General features: G+C 40.7%; 14 protein-coding genes. All 14 read right to left on the bottom strand.

Features of this window, described 5'->3' with window-relative positions; genetic code table 11:
* Nucleotides 1-77: 77 nt before the first annotated feature.
* Complete coding sequence (gene nfuA, locus BTO22_RS19680; RefSeq protein ID WP_045103146.1) at nt 78-662, bottom strand: Fe-S biogenesis protein NfuA; 585 nt, start codon at nt 660-662, stop codon at nt 78-80.
* Between the two features lie 117 nt (nt 663-779).
* Complete coding sequence (gene cysQ / locus BTO22_RS19675; protein WP_105056951.1) at nt 780-1,598, bottom strand: 3'(2'),5'-bisphosphate nucleotidase CysQ; 819 nt, start codon at nt 1,596-1,598, stop codon at nt 780-782.
* Between the two features lie 5 nt (nt 1,599-1,603).
* Complete coding sequence (gene nudE, locus BTO22_RS19670) at nt 1,604-2,155, bottom strand: ADP compounds hydrolase NudE (protein ID WP_105056950.1); 552 nt, start codon at nt 2,153-2,155, stop codon at nt 1,604-1,606.
* A 9-nt stretch (nt 2,156-2,164) separates the two neighbouring features.
* Nucleotides 2,165-2,926 carry a type II secretion system protein N gene (locus tag BTO22_RS19665; RefSeq protein WP_105056949.1) on the bottom strand — a complete coding sequence of 254 codons (762 nt, stop codon included), beginning with the start codon at nt 2,924-2,926 and terminating at the stop codon, nt 2,165-2,167.
* Entirely contained in the window at nt 2,923-3,414 is a 492-nt protein-coding gene (locus BTO22_RS19660) for a type II secretion system protein M (RefSeq protein ID WP_105056948.1), read from the bottom strand. Before BTO22_RS19660 ends, BTO22_RS19665 begins: the two co-directional genes overlap by 4 nt.
* The gene (gene gspL, locus BTO22_RS19655; RefSeq protein WP_105056947.1) at nt 3,414-4,694 is read right to left on the bottom strand and encodes a type II secretion system protein GspL; all 1,281 of its coding nucleotides are present in this window, start codon (nt 4,692-4,694) and stop codon (nt 3,414-3,416) included. Before gspL ends, BTO22_RS19660 begins: the two co-directional genes overlap by 1 nt.
* Nucleotides 4,663-5,691 (bottom strand): type II secretion system minor pseudopilin GspK, encoded by a 1,029-nt coding sequence (gspK, locus tag BTO22_RS19650; protein WP_105056946.1) that lies wholly within the window; start codon nt 5,689-5,691, stop codon nt 4,663-4,665. The genes gspL and gspK overlap by 32 nt, the downstream gene beginning before the upstream one ends.
* Nucleotides 5,691-6,359 carry a type II secretion system minor pseudopilin GspJ gene (gspJ, locus tag BTO22_RS19645; RefSeq protein WP_105056945.1) on the bottom strand — a complete coding sequence of 223 codons (669 nt, stop codon included), beginning with the start codon at nt 6,357-6,359 and terminating at the stop codon, nt 5,691-5,693. The genes gspK and gspJ overlap by 1 nt, the downstream gene beginning before the upstream one ends.
* On the bottom strand, nt 6,346-6,726 hold the full coding sequence (gene gspI, locus BTO22_RS19640) for a type II secretion system minor pseudopilin GspI (RefSeq protein WP_105056944.1): 381 nt from the start codon (nt 6,724-6,726) through the stop codon (nt 6,346-6,348). Before gspI ends, gspJ begins: the two co-directional genes overlap by 14 nt.
* Nucleotides 6,719-7,312 carry a type II secretion system minor pseudopilin GspH gene (gene gspH, locus BTO22_RS19635; protein ID WP_105056943.1) on the bottom strand — a complete coding sequence of 198 codons (594 nt, stop codon included), beginning with the start codon at nt 7,310-7,312 and terminating at the stop codon, nt 6,719-6,721. The genes gspI and gspH overlap by 8 nt, the downstream gene beginning before the upstream one ends.
* Nucleotides 7,313-7,343: 31 nt before the next feature.
* On the bottom strand, nt 7,344-7,796 hold the full coding sequence (gene gspG, locus BTO22_RS19630) for a type II secretion system major pseudopilin GspG (RefSeq protein ID WP_045103155.1): 453 nt from the start codon (nt 7,794-7,796) through the stop codon (nt 7,344-7,346).
* Between the two features lie 63 nt (nt 7,797-7,859).
* Nucleotides 7,860-9,077, bottom strand: coding sequence for a type II secretion system inner membrane protein GspF (gspF, locus tag BTO22_RS19625; RefSeq protein WP_105056942.1), 1,218 nt, complete (start codon nt 9,075-9,077; stop codon nt 7,860-7,862).
* Nucleotides 9,078-10,577, bottom strand: coding sequence for a type II secretion system ATPase GspE (gene gspE, locus BTO22_RS19620; protein ID WP_105056941.1), 1,500 nt, complete (start codon nt 10,575-10,577; stop codon nt 9,078-9,080).
* Nucleotides 10,577-12,610, bottom strand: a complete 2,034-nt coding sequence (gene gspD, locus BTO22_RS19615; protein ID WP_181044706.1) for a type II secretion system secretin GspD — start codon at nt 12,608-12,610, stop codon at nt 10,577-10,579. The genes gspE and gspD overlap by 1 nt, the downstream gene beginning before the upstream one ends.
* Nucleotides 12,611-12,638: the final 28 nt, after the last annotated feature.

Genomic DNA, 12,638 nt, shown 5'->3' with positions numbered 1-12,638 from the left:
AGAATATTATCTAAATAGCAGAGACAAAAAAGGTGAGTACACACTCACCTTTTTAATGCATTGATTTAAGTAGGCTCTTAGTAGTAAGAGTGCTCACCACGATCATGCTCGGTTAAATCTTTAACGGCTGTCAGCTCACCTTCAAATTGAACTAGTAGTTCTTTTTCGATGCCTTCTTTTAAAGTCACATCTACCATTGAACAACCATTACAACCACCACCAAACTGAACAATCGCAATGCCTGCTTCAGTGATTTCCATCAGGCTAACATGACCACCATGGCCAGCAAGCTGTGGGTTAACTTGAGTTTGAATTGCGTATTCAACACGCTCAAACAAAGGTGCATCATCGTTTACTTTACGCATTTTTGCGTTTGGCGCTTTCAATGTTAATTGAGAACCCATTTTATCAGTAACATAATCGATGTCAGCATCTTCAAGGAAAGGTAAGCTTAACTCATCAACATACGCTGATAATTTTTCAAATTTCAGCTCAGTGTCATTTGCTTCGATTGCTTCTGGTGGACAGTAAGATACGCCACACTCTGCGTTTTGCGTACCTGGATTAACCACGAATACACGAATGTTTGTCCCTTCTGGCTGTTGCGCTAGAAGTTTTGCAAAATGCTCTTGGGCACTTTCAGTAATATTGATTGAAGACACAAGTAATACCCGACTAAATTAGTATGATTAAGGATTGTACTCTGAAAAAGGAATATTTTCGAGTAGCGTTCTCAAATTATAGCAATCTTAATGATCAATTTATCAAGATTAGATCGATTATTTACACGTAAGAATTTTATTCCATGGTAAATTTTCATCACCTAATACGATAAAATTTGGATTCTCTAAAGACTCTCTTTCGTTATAAGAAAGAGGCTCAAGCTCAGTTGATAATATACGTCCCCCCGCTTCTTGAACAATGCATTGTGTTGCTGCTGTATCCCACTCACCCGTAGGGCCTAAACGTAAATAGCAATCTACTGCACCTTCTGCCACAAGACACGCTTTTAATGCCGCAGAACCTAAAGGAACTAAATCGTAATTCCATTCTGGACTCATACAACGCGTAATATTGTTAATGTTTTGACGACGACTGATAGCAATTGCGATTGGCTGCTTTTCTTCTTCATGCTTTAAAGTGCTAATACGGATACTTTCATCCATATCTGGAATTTTCCACGCACCCTTGCCTTCATAAGCATAATAAGTCACACCTGAAACGGGACCATAAACAACACCCATAACTGGGCGGTTATTTTCCACTAACGCAATGATCGTCGCAAAATCACCACTACGAGCGATAAATTCTTGCGTACCATCTAATGGGTCGACTAACCAATAACGATCCCACTGAGCACGCTGCTCTAATGCGATATCCGCATCTTCTTCTGACAAGATTGGAATATCTGGCGTCAGTTGAGATAGCTTTTCCATTATTAATTTATGAGCGGCTAAATCTGCACTAGTCACCGGAGTATCATCCGATTTAGTAAATTCTTCAAAATCACCTTTCTCATAAATATCGAGAATAAGCTGGCCAGACGCTCGTGCAATATTGATCACCTCAGGAAGCAGGTGAGAAAGTGTAGAATCCATCAATATCACTCCTTTGCTAAAAATTGTTGAGCAAGCAATAACGCACTAATGCTTCTCGCTTCTGAAAAATCAAGATGATGCAATAGCTCTGACGCTTGCGCCAAAGGCCAACGAACAATATCTAACGGCTCAGGCTCATCACCCTCAAGTTGTTCAGGATATAAACCTTGAGCGACAAATAACGTCATCTTACTTGAGAAATAAGACGGCGCTAACACCAACTCTTTTAATGGTGCTAATGTTTCAGCACCAAATCCAATTTCTTCTTTTAACTCTCGGTTTGCGGCTTCTGATGGTGTTTCGCCTGGGTCAATGAGTCCTTTAGGAAAGCCTAACTCATAGCTTTCTGTACCCACGGCATACTCCCGAACTAATAATAGATCACCCTGCTCGGTCACAGGAACCATCATCACGGCATGACGTCCACTCGGTTTCATTCTTTCGTAGGTTCGTTCAACCCCATTAGAAAAACGTAAATCTACCGATTCAATACAAAACAACTTTGATTGTGCTTCAACGCGTTTATCTAAAATTGTCGGCAATTGTTTTTTAGCCATTGTATTTCCTTACAAACGTCCTGAATAAGTTACTTTATATTGCCCTTTTGAATCCGGCTTGCCTAGCCATTTCAGCTGACTTCTTAAGCTGGAAGGGAAGTTTGCCTCAGGTTTGAACCATCCATTCACTTGATAAGAACGGTTAGAGTTCAATACCACATTAAACTGGCTAGCGACATCTTCTGATGATTGTTTGCTAATCAATGTAACTTTGTTATCAACACAAGTCACTTCTGCTATTGCCGTTTTAGGGTCAATATTACCCAACGGCGAAATAATTTTCCCGTCAGACCAAACCACTTCTCCACTTGCCTGCTTACACCAAGGCTGACCCTGTTGAAAAGACTTAACACTGATCTCTGCCTGACCCTGCAAAGAAACAGGCAATGCCATTGGTAATCGACTCATCACATTAGAGACAGGAAAAGAAACCACCATGTTCTCAGCGTAAGCTCCCATTGAAACACTATAACCAACAATACCTTTACCACGTAATTCCAATTCACTACCACGCCCAAAGCGCACAGAAAATACCGCATGCCCTTTTAAAATAGCAAATGGGTCAATCTGCCATTGAACTTGGCCATAGTTCACTCTTTGCCAAGAAAGAGAATCCACTTGTCCCTTCCAAGGTGTCCCTGATAATCCTGTTAACGATAAACCTCTTACTTTTGGTGCTTGCTCTACTACCCACTGAATCGGAATGTGTAATAAGGCACTAAAAGTAAAAAACGTAGAAAATACCGTCGCGATCAATAATTTAAATTTCATGATGCCTCTCGACTTAATTGCAGACGGTTCACTTCCACCACACCTTCCGTATCGGTTTTATTTAAATCTAAAAACTGAACATTGATGCCTTGAGAGTCTCGTAAGTACGCTAACCAATTTACCAACGTATTAAATGGAAGTGGTTTAACCCATACTTGCATTTGCTCGCCACGAGGTTGCATACGGATCAATTCAATCTTAAATTGACGAGTACTGCTTGGTATTACCTGATTCATTGGTCGAATTGCCGTTTGAGAGGTTGATGACGCCCCTCCTCTTAATGTCACAATCGCATCGGCTTTCTTTTGTACCCACGTTAATAAACTTCTCTCACTATTGATTCGGTTTTGAGCAATTTCAGCGCGATCATTTAACGGCTTAATTCCACCCCAATACAATGCAGCAATCACTAACGCTATACTGCCACCACCAACCAAAACACGTTCACGTGGTGAGATACTTTGCCACCAGGTCATTAAGGCTTTCATTATTTTCTCCTAATAATAATCGCACCAAACACTTGGCCTTGATTTTTATTTAATTGACCTTGCTCAACGTCAAACTTGGTATTTAACTCTGACGTTAATTGCTCAAAATATGGGAAATCGGATGCACTTGCTTGTAGGCGTAATTCATCGCGTTTTCCATCAAATTTTAAACTCTGCAACTTCACTTGAGGTACTTTTATTAAATATGGCGTCAACTCTGACATCCACGCTAATAAGTCATCTCCATCCGAACCACCTTGTAAACGTGATTCTTCATTTTTCATTTGGGATTTCAAATAGCTCATGGTTGGGATCTTACGTTTTCCTGGGAACACATCCCTAAAAATGCGTTCGCTTTCAGCACGCAATGCAAGACTATGTTGTTCCAATTTTTGTACTTCTGAAACGTGTTGAGCAACAAAGGCCACCATGACCAAACCAAACGCTAAAATCACTTTTTGCCAAATTCGCCAATGCTTTCGCCATGACGATTGAGGACGGTATTTACCACTAAGTAGATTTACTCTCGATGTTAAAACACCCTCTGCAAGCAGTTGCATCACCAACTCTGGTGTTTCTTGAACATACTTTGTGTTTTCAATTTCAACCAAGCAAGGTGAGTAACTATGAAGCGCATAACACGGCACATCATCCACCTCATCACTTTCCTCTTGTTCTTCTTCCTTATCTTCTTGAACAACAATGCCATCGGCGGTTTGAACGGCATGTTTCACTAAGCCATTCAGCAGCATTGATAGCCATTCAGGTTCAGCGATAGCACCTTGATATTCACCATAACGTAACAACCATTGTTGATTTAACTCAACCATAGCGACACCATCTTGATGAGAAGGTAATGACAATACATCTGGAATAAATCGTTTAGTCTGAATTCCAGCATCCGCTAGTAGAGATATCCATCTTTCCATTTTTTGATGTTCAACAACCGCAACTTGAGCTGTCTTGCTGTCTTTTTTCAAAATCACAATATGTAAGTCATCTACATCTTGCGCTAAATCATCTTCAATAATAAAAGGTAGCATAGAAGGAAACTGTCGAGCAGCCCCTTCAGGGATAGAGACTTCACGCAATAAAACATCGCTACTTGGTAAAAGCACCGATACACTGCGTTGAGCACTGTATTGAGTTAATGACTCTAAGGTTTCAGAAGAGCTTAACTCTCCTGATGCAATCACTTCTTTATTTTCTGGTGACCAGACTATCCATTGAATGGGATCTGACGACTGACTATTCAGCCTTATTATCAGATGTTCGCTCATTCATTCCTCCATATTGGCGACGGATAACGTTCACCACTTTTTTATCACTGCTATGCAATAAAGAACGCACACGTACGCGCGAATCTTCTACTAATACTTGAGCATCTAACTCAAAAAACTGACTATCTACGGATAAATAGGCTTTTGCTTCTTTCTTTGTTTTTTCATCAACTTGGCTAATCGCAGATTCTGCTAAAAAATCATCAACACTTGCCCAGCCATCAAAAGGACGATTCTCTAATACTTCTTGAGCGTCATTATCACTTAAATTCGGTGAAAATAACGCCACTAATATTTTTGCCTGCTCTGGTTGCATTGTATTCACATTCAAATACCAATTCGCACTTGGTATTGCACATACAAAAGGAGAGACGGCATTAAACACTTCTGCAGTCACGCCATTAATCGCTCTCAATTCACTAACATCAGCAATCCAGCCGTTCGGAGCTAAATACGCAGGCTTAAACGATTGGTAAGTACTGTCTTCAACTCCAGTCATTGAACGGACAATATCGTCTTCATCCATAAACTCCCAACTGGAGTCTGCAATCACTTCTGCTAAATAATTATCTACCTCTACAGACTCCAATAAATTAATCCAAACTTTGACCAAAAATGGACGTTGAGAAGGATCAGTCTGTGGTTCTATATTGCTTAATGCATTTAAATTGAAACAAGCTTGCTTATCTTTAACGCTGCCTAGTGCTTCACCATAATCAAGCGGATAAGTGGTTTCTTCTGTTGCCCACATTTGACTAAGATTGATGGTGTCGCCATCTTTGTATGCCTCTTCTATTCCAGCTTTTGCTAACGCTTCAACACCAATAGAGTACCAATAAGCTTGCTGATGATTTATTTGGTTTTCAGCACGGTGAAACTGAATAAATAAACGCTCTGACATTTGAGCCGCAATTGTCGCCATAATAGCCAACAATAATAAGACGACGATTAATGCGACGCCTTTCTGTTTTCTCTGCGTTTTAGTGTGTATTGTCATTACCCACCACTCTTAGTGTCATCATCATTCTGACCACTTTGATCCAGTTTATAGCCAGAGGTAAGATAAATTCGTTCGACGTCTCCATAATCTTTAAATGTCACAATCATTTTAATAGCTTTTGGTAATTGATCTTTTATTTCCCATTTCTTCTGCCATTTCTTGCCATCATAAAATTCAAATTTCAGTTCATCAATGCCATCAATTAATGGCGTTACTACTGGTTTCTGACCTACCGGAGTATCAGGGTAGCGCCACCATAGTCGTTCAAGTTTATTCTCAACAACTCGATAACCCACTTTAGTAATTTCACCACGAGGGAAAGCCTGCTGAGGGTTTTTCCACCCTAAACGCACAAATAAAATGCCTTGAGATTCTGAATCCAATAAATACTCACCGGCCAAAAGTAATTTCCCGTCGGCCTTTTCCCCATTAATTCTGAATTGGCGAGCAACTATTTGTCGAAAATCATTATCTAAAAAAACCAAGCTTCGTTGTAAGGCTTTAATTCGATTGCTTTTTTCCAATGATTGTTCATTACTACGCTGAACTTGATTTACCACTTGGTAGGCTGAAAAGCTTAACGTGGCAAACACAGAGATTGCTACCATCACTTCAATAAGGGTAAAACCGCGCGACTTTTTACACGTTGAATTACGGCGCAACATAGGTTCTTACCGTTAATAATGATGATTTTTGATCTTTGGTTGTTGCAACAGACACATCGACCGACTTTAAAATATCAGAGGTCGTCTTTACTGGGGCAATAGTCCAATACCATGTTTGACCTGCCAATTCTGTTTCCCCTTTTTTTACCGAGGTTGGCGGTTTATCTAGCATCATTAATGCCATTTGATTATCAACCACCATAGAGGCGAATGTTTTTTCTTCTAAATAACTTAACGTATTAATGTGCTGCGTCACTGAGCGAAGCACACTCAGCGCTGCGGTAGCAAAGATAGCCAGAGCAACCAAAACCTCAAGCAGAGTCATGCCTTTATTTAATGATCGATTACTTGATGAAGAGTTACTCATCAATTTCTTCTCCAGGCTTAATTAAAGTGATCAATCCCGATTCATCTACGTTAATTGTCCATGTTTTATCATCTAAATTACCGCGCTCATTACTCGGTAAAAAACGAACAATAAACGGGGTCATTTCTCCACTTGATAACACCATCACTTGAGGAGGTTTCGGTTTTTTCTTTTCTTCAACATCCGCGAACATTTCTTCATCAAACAAAGAACCGGGTTCAAATAAACGATCATCATCAGCCCATGCAGAACCGCCAAGTTCCATTTCAAATCGAGTGTCGTCTTCCATCTTCACTTCGGTAAAAAAGCGACTTTTCTCAAGAGGCTGCCAGCCATCTGATTTCAATGTCATAAAGCGATATTCTTGTCGCTCTTGATTAAAATAGATGCCGTAATCCATCCCGTTGAGTAAAGCGTCTTCATTAAGAAGTTGTACTAATTGATAAAAACGTGAGGCTTGCTCTTCAAGTTGGTCATCGCTACTTTCAGGCAAACTCATGATAACCGCCATCGAACTCACCGACAGCAGCACCAATACCAACATAATTTCGATTAGGGTAAACCCAGCCTCACGTTTTATTTTCATCATTGCTCTTATCTAGCTATAAGCTCATGACTTATTGAAAGTCTTGCATGTTCCAGTTACCAATATCTGCATTCGCACCTTCACCACCTTCTTGGCCATCTGCACCTAAAGAGAAGATATCAATCGTGCCGTTATCACCAGGACTTAAGTACTGGTACTCATTGCCCCATGGATCATTTGGTAAACGACGAATGTAACCGTCAGCACGGTAATTACGAGGCTCAGGCGTTGCTGATGGCTTAGATACTAAGGCTTCTAACCCTTGATCTGTTGATGGGTACACACTGTTATCTAGCTTGTACATATCTAATGAGTTTTCTAGTGCCACGATATCAGTAATCGCTTTTTGTTGATCGGCCTTCTCTTTGTTACCCAGTAAGTTTGGAACAACTAAGCTCGCTAACACACCAAGAATAACGATAACAACCATAACTTCTAAAAGAGTAAAGCCGCCTTGTTTACGTTGAGCTGAATTGACTTGCATGGAATAACTCCTAACGTTAAAAATTCATATATAAAATAAAAGAAAAATAGATAGCAGTGAATGCTACCCAACCAAATTGTTTAATTCGATAATTGGCATCAAGGTCGCAACAACAATGAAGAGTACAATCCCTGCCATGAAGACAATAAGCAAGGGTTCAAAAATGCCTAATGCCATGTTCACTAATGATTCAAAATCTCGGTCTTGGTTATCAGCCGAACGTGTTAGCATTTGCTCTAACTCACCACTTTGCTCGCCACTGGCAATCATATGCAGCATCATTGGTGGGAATAATTTGGTTTGCTCAAGCGAAATTCGCAAACTTGCCCCTTCACGAACATTATCCGCCGCTTCTAATACTTGTTGTTTAAAATACTTATTACTCATTACGTCTGCGGCGACTTTCATGCCATCCAGTAATGGAATAGCACTTGAAGTACAGATCGATAATGTTCGAGCAAAACGAGAGGTATTTAAGCCACAAACCACTTTACCAATAACAGGTAGCCGTAATATTTTTTTATCCCACGCTAAACGTAAGTGAGGCTTAGTAAGTAACCACTTCACTCCTACAATTAACACCACAACAGCGATAACAACCAACAACCCCCAGTGAACAACAAAATTACTGGCAGCCAATAATATTTCAGTCACGGTTGGAAGACCTTGCCCCATTTGCACAAACTGATCGACAATTTTCGGTACCACAGTAGCAAGCAAAAAGGAGATAACCGCTATCGCAATCAACGTCAGCATGATTGGATAAATCATCGCTTGCTGTAATTTACTGCGCATCTTCTGGCGATTCTCAGCGTAATCCGCTAACCGATTTAATACCGTATCTAAATGACCGGACTTTTCACCCGCTGCGACCATTGAGCAAAACAAATCATCAAACACATGAGGATATTCACCAAAACTTTCGGCTAATGGATACCCTTCAATCACTTTTGAACGAACACCCATCATCATGCTGCGAATGTGTGCTTTTTCACCTTGTTCTGCGACAGCTTTCAAGCACTCTTCTAATGGCATACCCGCCTGAACCAAGGTGGCTAGCTGGCGCGTAATTAACGATAAATCATTAACGCTAATGCCACGCTTAAAGCTTAAACCTTGAGAGGCGTTTTTCTGCTGCTTTGATTTAGTTTCAATAACCTCAACAGGAATAAGCCCTTGCTCTTTGAGGCGTTGACGAACTTGGCGACCATTGTCACCTTCCATTACGCCTTTTTTCTGTTTGCCATTTTTTTCGAGGGCTTTGTATTCAAATGCTGCCATTTACCCTTCCCGAGTGACTCGCATCACCTCTTCTAGCGTAGTGATACCTTGTTGAACTTTTAATAGCCCATCTTGCTGAATACCACGAGTGCTCTTACGAACTTCTTTTTCAATCTCTTGCTCGCCCACTTCTTTATGTATCAATTCTTGTACTTTTTCATTCACCACTAGCAATTCATGAATACCAGTACGGCCGCGATAACCTTTACCATTACAGTGCTCACAACCCGCTGGTTTATAAAGCACTAAATCATCAGAGGGTAATAAAGAAAAGAGTTTCTTCTGCTCGTCATCAGCTTGATAAGGCGTTTTACATTCCTTACATAAAGTACGAACTAGACGCTGAGCAAGAACACCCAATAAAGATGACGAAATTAAGAAAGGTTCGATTCCCATATCACGAAGACGAGTAATCGCACCAACAGCAGTATTAGTGTGAAGTGTCGACATAACTAAGTGACCAGTTAGAGAGGCTTGAACAGCAATTTCTGCGGTTTCTAAATCTCGAATTTCACCTATCATCACCACATCTGGATCTTGACGAAGAATGGCACGTAGCCCACGAGCAAATGTCATGTCTACTTTTGGGTTAACTTGTGTTTGTCCAATCCCATCAATATCAAATTCGATTGGGTCTTCAACCGTTAAGATGTTTGATTGAGTACTGTCTAATTCTCCTAACCCGGCATACAAAGTCGTTGATTTACCCGACCCCGTAGGACCAGTAACCAAAATAATACCGTGAGGTCGCTTAATAATATGCTGGAAGTTTTGATGGTTTTTTTCTTCCATTCCTAAGCTGTTTAAGTCTAGACGTGTTGCGTTCTTATCTAATAAACGCATTACAACTCGCTCACCATGAGAAGACGGCATGGTTGATACACGAACGTCTACCGCTCGACCACCAATTCGTAATGAAATACGACCATCTTGAGGAACACGTTTTTCTGCAATGTCTAACTTCGCCATTACTTTTACACGCGACACTAATAATGGCGCTAATTTACGGCTTGGGCTAAGAACATCACGTAATACACCATCAACTCGGAAACGAATCGACAGAACTTTCTCAAATGTCTCAATATGAATATCTGATGCCCCTTCTTTGATCGCTTCACCTAACATGGCGTTGATCAATTTAATGATTGGCGCATCATCTTCTGATTCTAGTAAATCGTCATTGTCTGGTAACTCTTCGGCTAATGAGAAGAAATCATCATTATCAGCCCCAATGTCTTCCATCAATTGCTGCGCTTCTGATGAGTTACGTTGATAGACTTGAGTAACTTTGGTATCGAACTCATCCTTGGTTAATTGAATTAATGAAAAACTCGCTTTGCATACTCGGCGGATCTCACACAATACAATTGGCGAGGGGGTTACTGCATAATACAAAACCCACCCTTCAGAACTTGCTTCAATAACAACGGAATGTCTTTTTGCAAATGAAAAAGGCAAACGTAAAACGGCAACAGGAGCAGGAAATAGCATATCCGCCATTATTTATCCTTATTCTCATCATCAAGCTGATCAAAGAAAGCTTGGATCTCTGCAGGGTGCTGCACATCAGAACCAAACTTAGGCAAGATTGGAATATTAGCATCATCCATTAACTTCAAGCCTTTCTCTGCGTTATACAACTGCTCTGCGCGAATATAGTTATATTTACGCTGGGTAATGCCATCAGCAGTCATGCCATCTCGAATAATAGTTGGCTTGATAAATACCATTAGGTTTTTCTTCTCGACCTGAGTACTGGTTGATTTAAATAAGTAACCTAATACTGGAATATCGCCTAAGAAAGGCACTTTTGATTCGCTTTCCATTGCACGTTCATCAATCAAGCCACCTAGCACCAACATTTGGCCATCTTGTACCATTACTGAGGTGTTTAGCTGACGTTTAGCAAAACGTACATCCACCGCACCATTAGCGCCCAATACGTTCGATACTTCTTGCTCGATATCTAAACGAACAGAATCACCTTCATTGATTTGTGGAACAACTTTAAGTTTGATACCCACTTCTTTACGATCAACCGTTTGGAATGGGTTTTCATTATTTGAACCAGATGTTGACCCCGTTAATACCGGAACCTCCTCACCCACAATGAATGAAGCCTCACCATTATCCATAACGGTAATACTTGGCGAAGACAGAATGTTGGAGTTTGAATCAGTAGACACAGCAGTAATCAACGCAGCCCAATCACCCATCATTACACTAACCGCCGCACCTTGAACGCCGCCAAGCGCAGAGGCTAACGCAGTATAATCACCTTCTTCTGTTGTGGTTTCATTTCGAACAAAATCACCTTGGTCATCATAAACAGCAGTGGTCGTCGTTTTATCTTTTGCTTCTTCCAAACCAACCATGGTGGCACCAATCGATGCACCCGTATTGCTGTATTGGATCATCGCACCGGTTTCTAAGTTGCCCCATTGCACACCAAGATTAATGCCATCACCTTCAGCAAGTTCAACGATTAGCGCTTCAATCAATACTTGAGCACGACGAATATCTAGCTGCGCAATAACATCCTTCACCGCACGCATTACATCAGGCGGCGCAGTAATCACTAAGGCATTAGTATCGGCATGAGCAGAGATCATTACGTCACTACGATTATTTGAACTTCCTTTTTGGGAGCCACCTTTACCTGCGGTTAAATTATCAGAAACCCCTTTTAATACATCAACCAAATCTTCTGCTTTGGCGTAACGTAAATAGACAACTTGGTTGTTGCCCTTCGTCGCCATTTCAACATCAAGTTGCTTAATGAGTTTTTTAAGGCGATTACGTACCTTTGGGTCACCCGAAATAAGGATCGAGTTGGTACGCTCATCAGCAACCAATTTAGGTTGTAGAAACGCTGGGGTATTTTTAGCGTCAGTGGTCTTATTTAGCGCATCAACAATTCGCACCATTTCAGCGGCTGAAGCATTTTTTAAATCAACCACTTCAACTTCTTTATCACCCGCTTGGTCAACACGCTCAATAATTTCAGCCAGACGATTAACAACAGCAGCACGACCAGTAATCATAATGATATTTGCAGGATCATAGTGAACAACGTTACCCGCGCCTGCATTATCATTAAGTTGACGTAATAAAGGAGAAAGTTCACGAACCGACACATTACGAACCGCAATAACACGCGTAATTACCGCGTCTCCGGTTATTTTGTCTTTTGCACCAAGAACAGGAACCGCCGATGTTTTTGCGTCTTTATCTTTAATTACCTTTAAAATGCCATTGTCCATTTCAACAACAGCATAACCGTACACTTCTAACACACTAAGGAAGAACTGATAATATTGCTCTTCGTTTAAAAGATCGTAACTACGAACATCCACTTTTCCCCGTACCGACGGATCAACAATAATGGTCTTTTCTAGATTTCGACCAACAATGTTGATGAACTCTTGAATATCAGTTCCCTTAAAGCTGGCACTAAAGTCATTTGCGATAGCCGATGTCCACATCATGCTACCCGCAAGTAATAAGGCTCCCTTGCCCATCCACTTTTTCACAATACACCCTTATTCATTTTTTCATCTA

Origin of the sequence: Aliivibrio sifiae (assembly GCF_002954705.1) — a bacterium.
Classification (GTDB): domain Bacteria; phylum Pseudomonadota; class Gammaproteobacteria; order Enterobacterales; family Vibrionaceae; genus Aliivibrio; species Aliivibrio sifiae_A.
Note: the sequence above shows the minus strand (reverse complement) of the source record. Positions and strands in the feature narration are given on the sequence as shown.